At 39.4% G+C, this 16,283-nt stretch carries 11 protein-coding genes; all 11 read left to right on the top strand.

The genetic code is table 11. The annotated features are described in order from the left end of the window. Positions 1–13 precede the first annotated feature (13 nt). The 11 genes from HAV12_RS19475 to HAV12_RS19525 all read left to right on the top strand — a co-directional run bounded on the left by HAV12_RS19475 (position 14) and on the right by HAV12_RS19525 (position 16,261). On the top strand, positions 14–2,131 hold the full coding sequence (locus HAV12_RS19475; protein ID WP_171571099.1) for a phage tail sheath C-terminal domain-containing protein: 2,118 nt from the start codon (positions 14–16) through the stop codon (positions 2,129–2,131). Positions 2,132–2,162: 31 nt separating this feature from the next. Next, the gene (locus HAV12_RS19480) at positions 2,163–2,591 is read left to right on the top strand and encodes a phage tail protein (RefSeq protein ID WP_132037630.1); all 429 of its coding nucleotides are present in this window, start codon (positions 2,163–2,165) and stop codon (positions 2,589–2,591) included. Between the two features lie 2 nt (positions 2,592–2,593). Then, complete coding sequence (locus HAV12_RS19485; RefSeq protein WP_171571100.1) at positions 2,594–3,040, top strand: phage tail protein; 447 nt, start codon at positions 2,594–2,596, stop codon at positions 3,038–3,040. Between the two features lie 2 nt (positions 3,041–3,042). Beyond that, on the top strand, positions 3,043–3,201 hold the full coding sequence (locus HAV12_RS19490) for a DUF5908 family protein (protein WP_164502544.1): 159 nt from the start codon (positions 3,043–3,045) through the stop codon (positions 3,199–3,201). Between the two features lies 1 nt (position 3,202). Next, complete coding sequence (locus HAV12_RS19495; protein WP_132037632.1) at positions 3,203–3,886, top strand: LysM peptidoglycan-binding domain-containing protein; 684 nt, start codon at positions 3,203–3,205, stop codon at positions 3,884–3,886. After that, entirely contained in the window at positions 3,886–5,631 is a 1,746-nt protein-coding gene (gene vgrG / locus HAV12_RS19500; protein WP_171571101.1) for a type VI secretion system tip protein VgrG, read from the top strand. Before HAV12_RS19495 ends, vgrG begins: the two co-directional genes overlap by 1 nt. 4 nt (positions 5,632–5,635) lie before the next feature. Continuing rightward, entirely contained in the window at positions 5,636–5,926 is a 291-nt protein-coding gene (locus HAV12_RS19505; protein WP_127339440.1) for a PAAR domain-containing protein, read from the top strand. A 2-nt stretch (positions 5,927–5,928) separates the two neighbouring features. Next, on the top strand, positions 5,929–6,339 hold the full coding sequence (locus HAV12_RS19510) for a GPW/gp25 family protein (protein WP_132037634.1): 411 nt from the start codon (positions 5,929–5,931) through the stop codon (positions 6,337–6,339). A gap of 455 nt (positions 6,340–6,794) precedes the next feature. Next, complete coding sequence (locus tag HAV12_RS19515; RefSeq protein ID WP_171571102.1) at positions 6,795–10,112, top strand: baseplate J/gp47 family protein; 3,318 nt, start codon at positions 6,795–6,797, stop codon at positions 10,110–10,112. Further along, positions 10,100–12,802: a hypothetical protein gene (locus tag HAV12_RS19520; protein ID WP_171571103.1), complete on the top strand. Its 2,703-nt coding sequence runs from the start codon at positions 10,100–10,102 to the stop codon at positions 12,800–12,802. Before HAV12_RS19515 ends, HAV12_RS19520 begins: the two co-directional genes overlap by 13 nt. Positions 12,803–12,814: 12 nt before the next feature. Then, entirely contained in the window at positions 12,815–16,261 is a 3,447-nt protein-coding gene (locus tag HAV12_RS19525) for a PKD domain-containing protein (protein WP_171571104.1), read from the top strand. Positions 16,262–16,283 lie beyond the last annotated feature (22 nt).

Here is a 16,283-nt window from a genome sequence, read left to right on the forward strand (position 1 = left end):
AAAACAATCAATTATGGCAACAACTTACAAAACACCTGGCGTATATATTGAGGAAATCGTAAAGTTCCCTCCGTCCGTTGCCCAGGTAGAAACAGCGATTCCCGCTTTTATTGGCTATACAGAAAAAGCTGTTAAAAAAATCGACAACGATTTAGACAGGGTTCCTACCCGAATTACTTCTTTACTGGATTATGAAACGTATTTTGGGTTCGCGTATCCTGAAGACTCTATAGCCGTAGAAATTACAGATGTAGTCACTGACAATGTTCTTACCGATAGAAAAATTGTAGTAAATCAACCCAGCGATCCTAAGCCTTTTTTGATGTATTATGCCCTTCAGATGTATTTTGCAAATGGCGGCGGACCTTGTTATATTGTATCTGTCGACAGATATGAAGATCTGAATGGTAATCAAAATACTGTTCTGTTTAATGATTTATTAAATGGAAAAAGCTTAAAAAATGGTCTTGAATTGCTAAAGGGTGAAGATGAACCAACACTGATCTTATTTCCGGATGCAAAGGCCTTAAGTGAAGCTGATTTTTATGCGCTCTATGGTGATGCCTTGACACAATGCCATGATATGCAGGATCGTTTTACAATCATTGACACCTATGCTTCTGATGATATTGAAGATGATGCTGCTGCTTTGAGAGATCAAATCGTGCTGGAGAAAGACTATCTGAAATATGGTGCAGCTTACTATCCGTACCTGGAAACTATATTGGATTACCGCTACAACGAAGATGATATTTTAATCCATCATATCACGAATGTTCCTGACGCGATAAGTACAGCATCAAACGATGTTGATAAGGCCTTATTAACAATTCCAACCAGCCTTTCAAGCATTGTCAGTATTAGTAATGCAGGCGGAACTCCCGCAGATGATACTATCGAAGGAAAAATAGCGAATGTCCTTTTATTTATAGATTCTCCTAATCCGACTGGTTTTAATGTAGCTGCCGGGCCTGCCAATTATGCCCTTAATTTAAAAAATGGGTTTGCAGACAAGCTGACTACATTAACTGCCGATTTAGGTTTATTAATTGCCGATAAAAAAACAGTAGAAAACGCAGCCAATTCGGTGATAGCCTCTGTTAAAGATGATAATCCCGGTGCCGAAGCTCCTCTTGTGGCAGCCCTGGCAAAATTTGTGACTTTATTTGAAGGCACTGATAAAATTGAAAGTGTAAAAACAGCCCTGGATGACATGAGAGCAAAAGTACTTGCTTCCAAAACAACCGCAGCATTAGGTACAGTGGTAGATAATGTAGTGGTTGAGATTGCAAAATTATTTAAATTTTCTGCTCCGGCTTCTATTCTTGATTTACCGGATGATACCCTGACAATTGGAACGGACGTCTTTAACAAACCATTGCCCGGAAAAACCATAACTGCACTGGTTAATGATATCAAAACCGAAATTAATGCTATTAATTCTGAAGACACCAACAACGGTGCCATGAACGGCCGTTACCTGGGTGATATTGAGGGCTTAGACAACAAATCTTACAATGCCATAAAAGCAGAAATCGGAGCGCTTCCTCTTACACTGCCTCCAAGCAGCGCCGTAGCCGGAATCTACGCCCGTGTTGATTCTAACAGAGGCGTTTGGAAAGCTCCTGCCAATGTAGGGATCAATTATGTGATAAAACCAACACTTAAAATAACAAATGGTGATCAGGACAACTTAAATGTTGATACTGTAGCCGGTAAATCCATCAACGCCATCAGAAGCTTTACGGGTAAAGGGACCTTGGTTTGGGGGTCAAGAACCCTGGCAGGTAATGACAACGAATGGCGTTATGTACCGGTGAGACGCTTTTTTAACATGGCCGAAGAATCCATCAAAAAAGCAACGGAACAATTTGTATTTGAACCTAATGATGCCAATACCTGGATAAGAGTCAGAGCGATGATTGAGAATTTCTTAATCCTTCAGTGGAGAGCGGGAGCTTTGGCCGGAGCCAAACCGGAACAGGCTTTTTATGTAAGGGTTGGACTGGGTCAGACGATGTCGGCTTTGGATATCCTGGAAGGCAGAATGATTATTGAAATCGGAATGGCAGTGGTTCGTCCGGCAGAGTTCATCATCCTTCGTTTCTCTCACAAAATGCAGGAATCTTAATTTAACTATCAACATTAAAAAAATATAAATCATGAGTTATCCATTATCAAAGTTTCATTTCTCAGTAGACTGGGGCGGAACAAAAATAGGTTTTACAGAGGTCTCCGGATTAGATGTAGAAACTGAAGTGATCGAGTACCGTCAGGGCGCAAGTCCGGAGTACAGCAAAATCAAGATGCCGGGTATGCAGAAGTTCTCTAACATTACGATGAAAAGAGGGACTTTTAAAAGCGATAATGAATATTACGCCTGGTGGAATACGGTAAAACTAAACACCATCGAAAGAAGAGACATCACTATCAAATTGCTGAATGAGGAACACGAACCGGTGATTACCTGGAAAGTAAAAAATGCATGGCCCACCAAAGTGCAGTCGACTGATTTAAAAGCCGACGGAAACGAAGTCGCTATCGAATCGCTGGAATTAGTGCATGAAGGTTTATCGATTCAAAATGATTAATCATGGCTAACTATTATCCACCTGTCGGTTTTCACTTTTTAGTTGAATTTGAAGGTCTTGGTTCACAAACCAAAGACCATCAGTTTCAATCGGTTTCCGGTTTATCTGTCGATATTGAAACTGAAGAGATAGCCGAAGGTGGTGAAAACAGATTCAAACACAAACTTCCGGTCAAGACCAAATATCCAAACCTGACTTTAAAAAGGGGAATGCTGATTGATTCTGCCGTGATCGACTGGTGTCGGGATGCGATCGAAAACTTTTCGTTTAAGCCTGTCAACCTGACTATCAAATTACTCGATGAGGAACATCAGCCCCTGGTTTCATGGAATGTAGTGCATGCTTATCCCGTAAAATGGGCCGTTGAGGATTTTAATGCGGAAGAAAGTAAGCTCGTTGTCGAAAACTTTGAGCTTACCTACAATTATTTCACTTTAATTAAAAGTTAGTCATGCCGATAGAAATAAAAGAGCTTCACATCAGGATAAACGTCGATGAGGGAGCAAAACCAAATGCTAAAGCAGACGCTTCAAAAAGCAAAGGGGAAGATCCGGTAGCCGAATGTGTGGAACAGGTAATGAAAATTATGGAACGTAAAAAAGAACGATGATATGGCTGGTGAATTAGAAAAACTTAAAGTTGTGGCTTATAGTGATCCGGAATTTAACAACAAAATTGCGGATGGTGAATTTTCTACTTTAATGAATCCGGAAAAGTACACCTATCATTATAAAATTGAAACCGATGAAACTCAGGCTTCCGGCACGAGTACGGTTTCTCCGAAGTTCAATAAAAAATTACCCGAAAATCTGGAACTCGATTTCGTGTTTGACCGTTCGGGAGTAATTAACGGCTATGCCAGTTCTGACGATGGAATCATTGACGACATTGAGAAATTCAAGAAAGTGATCCTGGATTACAATGGTGACGAGCACAAGCCCAATTACCTGATTATTTCCTGGGGAACCCTGCTCTTTAAAGGCGCACTGACCGAAATGAATGTGGAATTCAAACTCTTCAAACCCGACGGTACGCCAATCAGGGCGATTGCAAAAGCAAAATTCCAGGGTTTTGTGGAAGATAATTTAAGGGCTGCCAAAGAAAACAATAAGTCACCCGATTTAACGCATTACAGAACGGTAACAGATGGTGATACTTTGCCGCTGATGTCCTTTACGATCTACGGCGATTCCAAATATTATCTGGAAGTCGCCCGGGTCAATAACATTGTCAATTTCAGAAAACTAAAAACAGGGCAAAAACTATTTTTTCCACCCTTACAAAAACCATCCTGATGAACAACAGCGGAGTCATACAAACCAGTAAAAGTGCCGATTTAGTAACGCATAAAATTTTAATTGAGGGAGAAGAGTTATCTAAAACCTATCAGGTAAAAAGTGTTGTGGTACAAAATGAGGTGAACCGGATTCCTATGGCCCAAATTGTGCTGACAGACGGAGAAGCTTCTGAAAGAGATTTTAAATTAAGCAATGAAGAGCTGTTAATTCCGGGTAAAAAAATTGAAATAACGGCCGGTTATCACAACGATGAAGAAACGATTTACAAAGGCATTGTCATCAAACATTCGATCAAAATAAAAAGCGGTGCCTCTTTGTTGATTATCGAATGTAAAGACGAAGCTGTAAAACTTACGATCGGCAGAAAAAGCAAATATTTCTATGATGTAAAAGACAGCGAAGCCTTTGAGGAAATCATTGATGCTTACGGATTGGAAAAAGAGGTAGAAGCCACGAATTTCAGTCATAAAGAACTGGTTCAGTACAATACCTCCGACTGGGATTTTATAGTGTCACGGGCGCAGGCCAACGGCAAACTTTGCTTTGTGGAGAATGGTAAAATCACCATCAGCAAACCCAATGTAACGGCAGCAGCTGTTGAAACGGTAACCTTCGGATCCAGTTTATTGGATTTTGATGCTGAAATAGATGCCAGGAATCAATTTGCAAAAGTGTCTTCGTACAGTTGGGATTACAGCAATCAGGAATTGGTTGAAATTGAAGCGACTGATCCGGCTATTTCCTTAAACGGAAATTTAACACCATCAGATCTGGCCGGAACAATCGAATTGGAAAACCTGCAGTTGCGTCATGGCGGCAATATATCGGATGTGGAACTTCAGGATTGGGCCGATGCCAAATTGCTCTTTCAGCAATTATCCAAAATCCGCGGAAGAGTGAAATTTCAGGGAATCCCTGCCGTAAAACCCAACACCATTATTACGCTCGAAGGCGTTGGTGACCGGTTTAACGGAAAGGCGTACATCACCGGAGTTTTTCATGAAATAGCAGCAGGAAACTGGACTATTGATGCACAATTCGGATTGAATCCGGAATGGTTTTCTGAAACATTTGACATTCATACGCCTACCGGTTCCGGAATCATTCCCGCTATAAAAGGGCTGCACACCGGAATTGTAACGCAACTCGAAAGTGATCCCAATGGTGAGGACCGGATTTTAGTAAAGATTCCCATCATCAACAATGAAGAACAAGGGATCTGGTGCCGCGTAGCTTCTCCGGATGCAGGAGAAAACAGGGGAATTTTTTTCAGGCCTGAAATTGAAGATGAAGTAATCATCGGTTTTATCAATGAAGATCCGAATAATGCCATTGTTTTGGGAATGCTGCACAGCAGCGGAAAACCTGCCCCGATAACAGCTGCCGATGCGAATCATCAAAAAGGAATTGTAACCCGCAGCGAAATGAAGGTTTTGTTTGACGATGAAAAAAAATCAATCGGAATTGAAACTCCTGCCGGGAAAAAAATCACGCTTGATGAAGACAAAGGCGTCATTATTATCGAAGATGAAAATTCGAACGTGATCACGATCGACAGCAAGGGCATCAAAATGGAAAGCGCCGGAAACATCGAAATAAAAGCGACCGGAGATGTCAAAATCGAAGGAACCAATGTTTCAATCAGTGCCTCCGCACAATTTAAGGCAGAAGGAAGTGCAGGTGCGGAAGTATCCTCCGGAGCCACTGCCATCTTAAAAGGAAGTATCGTACAAATAAATTAGCATCATGGGAGCACCAGCCGCAAGAGTTTCAGATATGCATGTCTGCCCAATGGTAACCGCAACCGTTCCGCATGTTGGAGGTCCGATTTTACCTGCCGGCGTACCCACGGTTTTAATTGGCGGAGTTCCGGCAGCCTGTGTTGGCGATATGGCCACCTGCAGCGGTCCGCCCGACAGCATTGCAATGGGCTCGTCAACGGTTTTGATTGGGGGGAAACCTGCAGCCAGAATGGGAGATTCAACCGCACATGGCGGAACAATAGTAGCGGGATTAGCAACTGTTTTAATTGGTTAATTATGGAAAGTGAACAAGCTTTTTTGGGAACCGGATGGAGTTTTCCACCCGAATTTAAGAAAACAACAAAATCTGTTGTAATGATTTCTGATGAGGAAGATATCAAGAGCAGTCTCGAAATTCTATTGTCAACCAAAATAGGAGAACGCATTATGCTGCCTAAATATGGCTGCAATATGGATGAACTTCTTTTTAATCCGCTGAACAGAACACTAAAAACTTTTGTGTCTGAATTAATAAAGACCGCCATTTTGTACCACGAGCCCCGTATTGATGTGGAGAAAATCGACATCAGCCAGGGAGATGATCTCAATGGGGAGTTGTTAGTGGTTTTAGATTATAAAATAAGGGCAACCAATTCAAGAACTAATATGGTTTATCCTTTTTATATAGAAGAGGGAACTAATATTTAGTATTGAGTTATGAGTTATGAGTTTTGGGTTGTGAGTGGTGGGTTGATAATTCTTTTTGATCACTATCTGGCTGGCTGAGCAACTCAATATTTGTCAGGCTGAGCGAAGTCGAATTGTCAGGCTGAGCGAAGCCCAAGTACCAATTGGAACGCCCTTTGACTCCTCTCAGGGTGACCATTCATAAGGCAAAATATATGCTAAAATATTTCGCCACAGATTAAAGAGATGAGAATGATTTTTTTTATCTCCAAAATCTCCAAAATCTGCGAGAGTAATTTTTTCCCGCAGATTTAGCAGATCAGGCAGATTTTTAATCCATTTAAATCCTTTGTCCTGATAGCTTTCGGGCGTGGCAAAAAATTGCGGTCTGCGGGAAAGAAGTAAAGCTATGCTTCTAAGTTTTTAATGAAACGTTTAATGAATAATACCCAACAGGGTTAATATTTAATAGTATTATGTGTAACAACAGCGACCATACAAACGATATATTATTTAAAAGAAATGGCACAGATCAGGGCGATCGCCTGAATACTATTCTCGATCCCGACAATCTGAAGCTCCATGACTTTGATATGGAAGACTGGTTGCTTTTTACCTATAATTTCGCCAAACAAGTTAATTTCTTTGAAACCAACGATAGCGAAAATGCAGCCGGTAACTGGCAGGAGATTTTTGATCATTTTGGCTTGCCAAAAGATATCCCGTACAGAAAAGACAAACCTTATAATGTTTTAAAACAAAACATATCCAAAACCCTTAGCAGCATCGAATTTGAAGGTACGCTAACCCCTCACATGACCCTTTTTGTATGTTTCTTAAAGCTATTGGAATTATCTCAGACACGCTTTAATTTAATTACAAAAAAACACCTGGATTTCTTTTATAAAGACATTTTACAAATCGGAAAACTTCCGGCAAAAGCCGATAAAGTGCATATCATTTTTGAATTGGCCAAAAAAAGTACCGAAGAACGAATTGCACCACAAACGCAATTAGATGCCGGAAAAGATGCTGAAGGAAACAAACTTATTTATAAAACTACCGAGGAACTCATTGCTAATAAAGCTAAGATCGTACAACTTAAAAGTGTATATAATGACATTAATCTGGGAGAAATAAAATCCAGTGAAGTGGCTAATTCCCTTGACGGATATGGAGAAAGCCTTAAAGAGGAATCAAAATACTGGCTGCCATTCGGATATACGTCTGCTGAAAAAAAATATACGGAACTGAAAACTGCCAAACTGGGTTTTGCAATCGCTTCTCCGTTATTGGCATTACAGGAAGGGGAAAGAAATATTGACATCACCATCAATTTTGAAGAAGTCTTTACTTTTAAATCCGGCCCCTTTACGGCAAATGATCTTACCGATACTATCAGTATTTTTTGCAGTGGTAAAAAAGAATGGCTGGGGGATTTTAAGCTGAATGGTGCAGCTGGTGCTTCCAGTATTTCAGGAAATCAGTTAAGACTTGTCTTTCAGGTTTCAAAAGATACTCCTGCCATTGTCAACTATGATCAAAAAATACTGGGCGAATCTTTTTCCGTTACGCAGCCTGTTGTTCGATTTTTAATTCATACCGAAAATAAAAAAGGGCATTCTTTGTTTCGAAATTTAGTCAACAAAACCATTAATGACATTACGGTAAAAGTAGATGTGAAAGATGTTAAATCTTTAGCACTGGAAAGTGACACAGGTCTGCTCAATGCGACCAAACCTTTCTACCCTTTTACGACACAACCCACTAAAGGTTCTTCGTTTCTTATCAATTATCCGGAAATCTTTTCGAAAAAATGGAAAAATGTTGACATTACTATCAACTGGAAAAATACGCCAACTTCTTTCCAGACCCATTATGACGCTTACAAAAGCAAATACCTTACTACAATAAGCAAAAACATTTTTTACCAGGGAATGTTTATGGAAGAAATAGTAAAGGAATTATCGGCCAACCAGCCGGAAGATCCAGAGCCGAAAGATAACATTGTGGTCACTACTCCGGATAAAGGCAAGCTGGTACTAAATTCGAATACATCGGATCTTATTGTAGATTCAGATGCTTATTTTAAAGCGACTGTGTCGGTATTGAATAAAGAAAACTGGGAGGCTAAAAATACCAGCACCGTACTGTTTACAAAGAAAGATACGCTGTATGAAACCAAATTCTCCGTAGCAGGAAATACCTATGACATTGACAAAAGCGGCCCGATTCGACTGACTTTAAATCAGTCCTTCCTGCATTCTTTGTATCCGAAAATATATACGCTCGCCATCATGAGCAAAATTCCCGAAACGCTTATTCCAAATGAAGCCTATACGCCATTTGCAGAAGCGATCAGTTTAAATTATACGGCGGAAGAAACCACCGATTTTACCAATGAAGCCGAAGAAGAATACCGAACCGAACGAATAAAACTGTTTCATGAAGCCCCTTTTGGCCAGAGTGAAGAACATTCTTATTTAAAAAAACTGGCGAGACAAAAAGCGGTTCTGGCTGTAAATAGTGCGATTGCAAGCCATCTGGTTCCTGATTATTGTAATGGAGGTGAATTTTATATCGGACTTGACGAGGCAGAAACAGCACAGCAGGTTGCTCTATTGTTTCAGATCCTGGAAGGAAGCGAGAATCCGCTGGCCGAATCCTTTACCGGGAAACAAAAAGTGGAATGGTTTGTACTCTGCGATAACTACTGGAAAAATCTTGAAAATGAAATTCTGGGAAATTCCATCGATAATTTTTTAAAGTCGGGTATCCTGAAGTTTAACATTCCTAAACAGACAACAAAAACCAATACTTTATTTCCGGAGAACCTCATCTGGATCAAAGCAAAAATGCATAAAGCGTACGATGCAGTCTGCAAAGTGATCGATGTAAAAACACAGGTCGTTACAGCCGAATTTTTCAACAACGAAAATGAGTTGTCGCATTTGGAAAAGGGATTGCCTGCCGAAACGATTTCCAAACTTATTAGCCGTATCACACAAATCAAAAGTGTATCACAGCCTTTTAATTCTTTTAACGGAAAACCCCAGGAATCGGATGATACGTATTACAAACGTGCAAGCGAGCGTCTGCGCCATAAAAACAGGGCCATAACACTTTGGGATTATGAACATCTGATCCTTCAGGAATTTCCGGAAGTATTCCGCGTAAAATGCCTGAACCATACCAACAATGCCACCAATTCCTTTCTTTCACCGGGCGATGTAACGCTTATTGTCGTTCCGGATATTATCAACAAAAATGTATTTGATATTTATGAGCCGCGAGTGAGTACGGCGACCTTAAATAAGATTCAGAATTACATCAGCAACTTAAACAGTATGCATGTAGAAGCTGCAGTCATAAATCCGGAATACGAAAAAGTGGTGGTCAAATTAAATGTCAGATTCTATCCGGAATACGATGAGAATTTTTATAAAAAACAGCTCAATGAAGATATCGCAAAATTCTTGTCTCCGTGGGCATTTGACACTTCTCAGGACATTCTTTTTGGAATTGAACTGCACCGAAGCACTGTAATTGACTACATCGAAAAATTATACTATGTAGATTATCTGGCAGAATTAGAAATGGCGAAACTGGACGATACTGCGGAACCCGAAAATGTAAATGATCCTGCTTATCAGGCTGTGCTGGAATTTTTACCGGTAGTGTCGCCATCGAACCCGAAACGTATTCTTGTATCCGTAAAAAACCATATCATTTCTACCGATATCAAAACTTGTAAAAACCCTAATATTCAAGCACCAGAGACATGTCAATATTAAATCCACATAACACTATTCCCAAAAAAGTTGCCACCGGAGACGACCTGGACTTCTTTTACCTGAGAAAAAAAGGTATTCAGTATATAGAGGATCTTGGGGGCAAATTATGGACTGATTTTAACTCGCACGATCCGGGTATAACGATGCTGGAGATGCTTTGCTACGCCATAACCGACCTTGGCATGCGAATGGATCTTCCGATCGAAAATATTCTGGCTTCCGATGACAAGAGCAAAGGGATTGCTTCGCAGTTTTTTAAAGCCTCGGAAGTATTGCCTACCAGTCCGGTAACAGCACTCGATTACAGAAAACTGTTTATCGATATTGACGGCGTTAAAAATTGCTGGCCTGCGAAACATAAAAAAACAGTCTATGTCAATTGTAAGGATAATGAATTGTCTTATGATTATAAAGATTTTAATGAAGTTCCGAGAGGTTTTAAAAAGCAGTTTGAACTTAAAGGATTGTATGATCTTTATGTAGATTTTGAAAGCAAAAAGCCTTCCGAAATTAATAGTGTCAAAGAAAAAATCAGAGCAAAATACCATGCCAACCGCAATCTGTGCGAGGATCTGATCAATATTATAAAAGTAGAGGAATATCCGATAAAAATCTGCGCCAGTATTGAAGTCGATACGCAAGCCGATGAAGAAATGGTGCATGCGCTTGTCTTACAGGCACTGGATGGCTATTTATCGACTACCGTTAATTTTTATTCGGTTCAGCAAATGATAGAGAAAGGCTATTCTTCCTTAGAAATTTTTGACGGCCCGATTCTGGAAAATGGTTTTATAGATACCAAAGAGTTAATGGAAGCGGAACTCACCAGTGAAGTACGATTGTCTGATATTATAAAATTAATAATGAATGTTCCGGGTGTTATAACCATCAAAGATATCTCTCTGGGAAATTGCGGCGATGGGGAACCTGATGCCAATCAATGGTTAATCTGTCTCAAGGAATACCAAAAACCGGTCATATGTTATAAAAGTGTTTTCAATTATAACAAAGGTTTGCTGCCGCTCAATATCAACAAAGCGCAGGTTCAGGTTTATCTTGATGAGATTAAAGCTGTAAAAGACGAGGCGACCGATTTTTCAAGCCACAATAAAGAACTGAAACTGCCTGCCGGCAATTATTTTGAAATAGACAGCTATACCACCATACAAAACGATTTTCCGGATACGTATGGTATTGGAGAAACCGGTTTGCCTACCAGAGCTACAATAGCCCGAAAATCACAGGCAAAACAACTCAAAGGCTATCTTTTATTCTTTGATCAGATTTTGGGCAGCTATTTTAAACATCTGGGTCAGGTTAATGAAATGCTTTCGGTAAGCGGCAATCTCACCAAAACATTCTTTACGCAGGCTATTAAAGACATCGACGGACTTAGTGAACTGGTAAGCGACTATCCTGAAAACAACGATGCATATCTGACCGAAATACTTTTTAAACAACTGGACAATAACATTGAGAGAAGAAATGATATTCTGGACCACCTTTTAGGGCGTTTTGCAGAGCGTTTTTCCGAATATGTTTTCATCAACAAAAGTATCTACGGTACGGCTACAGACGAAGTAGTCCTAAAAACCAAAGAAGACTTTCTGAAAGATTATAAAATCGTAAGCAAAAACCGCGGCAATTCTTTTAACTATTACAAGCAGCCGCACAGTAATTTATGGGATACCGATAATGTTTCAGGTGTAAAAAAGAGGATTTCCAGACTTTTGGGGATCAAAGATTACAACCGAAGACATCTTTCAGATTCTTTTGTCGATTTATACCATTTTATCGATTCCGACAATCAGCTGGTGTATCGATGGAGAATCAGGGATACTGAAAATAATATTATACTCTCGGCAACTGATGAGTATTATGATACCTCAGCAGCCAACAGGGAATTGTATTTTGCGGTTTTACAAATTATCCAGACGCGGGAATACAATGTAGAAGAAGCCTTTAAAAACGGAATTTCGGATCCTGAAGTTATTGATAACATTCAGATTCATCAGGCCGATTCGGGCAAATATTCGTATGACATCATTAATCCGTTAATTACAGACGAAGACAATCCCGACCGCATTATTGCAAAGCGATATACGTACTATGACACTTTACAGGAACTAAAACAGTCTATTCTGGATTTAATATACTTCATGAAAGAAGTTTTTACCGAGGAAGGCATGTTTATAGTCGAACATATGATGCTTCGTCCGGATGTAAATCTGACTACGGTAAATCCGGCAACCTTTTTACCGATTTGTACTGATGAGTGCAAAAGCTGCGAACCTTTGGATCCCTACTCCTATCGCGTAAGCATTGTACTGCCCGGATACACTTTGCGTTTCGCGAACACCGATTTCAGGAATTATATGGAAAAAGTAATTAAGGAAGAATTACCGTCACATGTTTTGGCAAAAATCTGCTGGATCGGACATCGGAAAAATGAAATTGAAAACCCGGCAGAGAATGAACTTTTGCAGTTGGAAAACACTTATAAAGCCTATTTGTTTGCTAAAACGGCACTGAACCAGGAACAACCGGAAACAGAACTTATACCCTTTATTAAGTCCTTATCCAGCCTTAGCAATTTATATCCTACGGGAAGACTATTTGATTGCAGCGACGAAAATGAAAATCAATTCGAAAAAATAATACTAGGAAAAACAAATTTAGGATCACTATAAATACCATTCAAAATGTTAGCAAAACTTTCAACCATAACAACTCTGTACCGAAAATTTACAAAAAATCAGGTACTTACAGAAGGACATCTTAACGAGATTGTAGATTATTTTGATGATCAGGACCGTCTTTCCAGAATTGGCCTCAGTGGCGTAGGGATCATTTGCGGTTTCCAGGTTTCTTATAATGAAGCTGCAAAAAACATCTCTATAACACAAGGCAGCGGAATATCTACTGATGGTGATCTTTTTCATCTCTATAATACTATTCCCAACGGTGAAAAAGTCATAGATTTTGAAAGCAAACAATACACGCATTATAAAGTATACGACAATAAAAAGGCCGCATACAAACCTTATTTCTATAATGGTACGGATCAGCTTGAAATTTTCGAACTCTTAACTTTTGAACAGCAAGCGCTCGATAATGCCAATACTTTCCCGATACAATATCTGAAAGACAATACAAAATTAGACGTAAATGATGCTGTAGTGTTATTGTATATCGAATCGTATGAAAAAGATCTGGATCTCTGTGTCAGCCTTTCGTGTGATAATCAGGGATTGGAAATTATTGGCAATCACAAGGCATTATTGGTTAGTAAGGATGTTGCTACACAAATCAACAGCCACGATACAATTATTACGGCCACCAATTTCGCTAACCTGTACTATAAATTACCGGACGTCATATCCAACCGTATCGTACTGCAGCCTGAAAATTTCATCAATTACAATGAAGTTAAAAAGAAATTCACCAAGGGTCTCTTTAAAAACAATGTGGTTAACAAATTGCGTGATGGTTTTGAAATACTATTGAATGGTCTGCAAATGCCGCTAATGCTGGCTTCTATTAAAAAAAATCTGGGCGAAATCTATAGTTTTAACGATGCGAATGTCCCTCCGGATTTTCAATACCGATACGATCTTCTCAAAGATTTAATTGATACGTACAAGGAGATAAAACTCTTATTGTCTGCTATGGATGGCGAATTTTGCTGCCCGGACCTCAAATCGTTCCCCAAACACTTAATGTTAGGAGAAGTATTAAAAAGCGGGCCTTATTTTGAATACCGACATGCTTTTTACAAATCACCTTTGCTTACGGGTCAAAACCTGAGTACAGCCAACGATTGTTTACCCTATGACCCGCTTTTGGAACCGGGTGCTGAAGGTACGGTTGCCGAATTTGTTATCGATCTGGAAGGCAAGGAAATTAAAATCTGCTACGGAAAAAGCACGGACCTGCAGCAATTGTACAGCCTTATAAAACGCTGTGTACAACTGTTGGCCAACTATAATGTGAATTACAATGCGATAAAAATAACACCCAGTTTTGAATTAGGTGTTTTAGGTAAAAAAGCGATTCCGTTTTATAATAATGTGGGAAATCACCTTATTGAACTTTGGGATTACGAAAAAACAGCTATCGGAAAACAACGCAGCAACAGAAGTTATCACGACAATTTTTTAAACACAAAACGTCCGCTGGAAGTGGTTGCAGACTCTGATTTTTACAGAATTGAAGGACATCACGGCAAGAACTACAAAGAGGCCTTAAAAATTATTCAGGATATCAGACGTCAGAACGGTTTAGGATTTAATGTAGTTGTTCTGGGCATCAATGCCTATGAAGCACAGGAAGTTATTGAAAATTTTACTTCTTACTACCTGAACAAAAATCATGGATACGAACATAAAGCTGGTGTAGCACCCGGAGGCACCTTTGTCATGATTTATATTGAAGGCGAATACAGCCAGTATCCGTATTATTATGGCTACGGTTATCCGTATGAATTTCCACGAGGCAATTCCCTGGCAGGTGATTTTGAAAAGGAAGGCGATAATGGCGAATCCGTTGTATTAAATCCAATCATAGCCGACTTTACGCTGCCTTATTTGTGCTGCGATGATAATTTCATAGCGCTGTCATTACCGGTAGACAAACTTTGTTTTGATGAAGCAACTCCGTATTACCCGTTTCATGTAACACCAACCGGAGGATTTGTAAAGGCCGATATAGACGAAGATTTAAACGGAGGAGTTACCAAAAATCAATATGGTGAATTTGTTTTTGATCCGAAACTGGTCAGCGAAGAACTCATTGGAAAAACAATAACTTTTACGGTTAATAATCTTGACACAAAATGTGAAGTAACCATTTTCAGAAAACCAAAATTTGATTTCACCATTGTAATCACCAAATCAGAGAAAACGAATGAAGTTACGGCCGATTTTACCATTACCGGAGAAAATCAGGAAGGCATGAAATACGTTTGGAATTTTGGTGACGGAACCGATAGCATCACTACTACAGAGACAAAAATTCAGCATATTTATACCTATGAAGTACCGGCTAAAGACAGCTATAGTTTTCCGGTAACCGCTATCGGGGACAATGGAAATTGCAGTTTTCAGGTGAACCATTCGGTAACTTTTGAGATTACGGATATTAAAGTGAGCATTGAAAGTAAATACATCTGCAGAAATGACGATACCCCGTATGTTCTTACCATAGAATCCAAAAACAAGGTAATCTTAAGTGGTGACGGTGTATCTCAGGATGATTCAGGCCAGTATGTTTTTATTGGTTATGATGTTCCTGAAAATGTAGACAAAGTCATTATACTGGCAAATGGCAAACCTACAGATCTTGTCATTACCATACAAAATCCGCCGCTAGCACGCTTCAACTATGCCATAAAAGAGGATGATCTTACACTTACCAATAATGCTACAGATGCGGAAATATATACATGGGATATTTCGGGAGAAGTAATAGAAACAGAATCTAAAGACCCCATAATACGCTCTGTCTCTAAATATAACACCGGATCTATAACCGTATCACTTACGGCAATGAATAAAAGATGCGGTGAAAGTACAGATGCAAAAGAAGTAATCCTCATAGAAAGGGTTCCTGTAAATACCTGCCTGAAAAATGCCGCGCTGTTTATCAAAAAAACACTTCCGGGTTTTGAAGATATCAAACAGCAGCCTGAAGCAAATGCATATAGTAAAGAAACTATTGGTCTCCTAACCGAAATTGAAAATCAATTTAACACTGTTGGTGAAAATACAAATGAATACATCAATGGCGATTTTAATGGTCAGTTAAGTGAAATGTTCAGAGACAGTATTTACGAGAATTTATTACTGGCTGTACAAAATACTAAAATCGATGCCGAAAGAACTGCACTGAGTTTTATCACCGAAAGTCATATCGAACTGTTTTACACGATCTTGAAATGTCAGAAGAAAGAAAACTTTACAGCATTCGAAAAACAGATTACAGCGATTACAACCCGCATGGATACACTGTTAAAAGGTTTTGTGAAAATGAAGTACAATACCGATCCTAACGGAACATTAAAAAAATTCCTGTCAGGCCTGATGGTTTCGTTTAAAGGCACCCAGTATATTTTGGACGCCATCCAATCACAATCCAGTAATTTAAGCTAGGTGCAGGCTGCTAACCGACATA

This window comes from Flavobacterium sp. CLA17 (assembly GCF_013112255.2).
Lineage (GTDB): Bacteria > Bacteroidota > Bacteroidia > Flavobacteriales > Flavobacteriaceae > Flavobacterium > Flavobacterium circumlabens.

Coding starts and splice junctions, on each gene's coding strand:
- HAV12_RS19475 (WP_171571099.1), top strand. CDS start 14: ATGGCAACAACTTACAAAACACCTGGCGTATATATTGAGGAAATCGTA.
- HAV12_RS19480 (WP_132037630.1), top strand. CDS start 2,163: ATGAGTTATCCATTATCAAAGTTTCATTTCTCAGTAGACTGGGGCGGA.
- HAV12_RS19485 (WP_171571100.1), top strand. CDS start 2,594: ATGGCTAACTATTATCCACCTGTCGGTTTTCACTTTTTAGTTGAATTT.
- HAV12_RS19490 (WP_164502544.1), top strand. CDS start 3,043: ATGCCGATAGAAATAAAAGAGCTTCACATCAGGATAAACGTCGATGAG.
- HAV12_RS19495 (WP_132037632.1), top strand. CDS start 3,203: ATGGCTGGTGAATTAGAAAAACTTAAAGTTGTGGCTTATAGTGATCCG.
- vgrG (WP_171571101.1), top strand. CDS start 3,886: ATGAACAACAGCGGAGTCATACAAACCAGTAAAAGTGCCGATTTAGTA.
- HAV12_RS19505 (WP_127339440.1), top strand. CDS start 5,636: ATGGGAGCACCAGCCGCAAGAGTTTCAGATATGCATGTCTGCCCAATG.
- HAV12_RS19510 (WP_132037634.1), top strand. CDS start 5,929: ATGGAAAGTGAACAAGCTTTTTTGGGAACCGGATGGAGTTTTCCACCC.
- HAV12_RS19515 (WP_171571102.1), top strand. CDS start 6,795: ATGTGTAACAACAGCGACCATACAAACGATATATTATTTAAAAGAAAT.
- HAV12_RS19520 (WP_171571103.1), top strand. CDS start 10,100: ATGTCAATATTAAATCCACATAACACTATTCCCAAAAAAGTTGCCACC.
- HAV12_RS19525 (WP_171571104.1), top strand. CDS start 12,815: ATGTTAGCAAAACTTTCAACCATAACAACTCTGTACCGAAAATTTACA.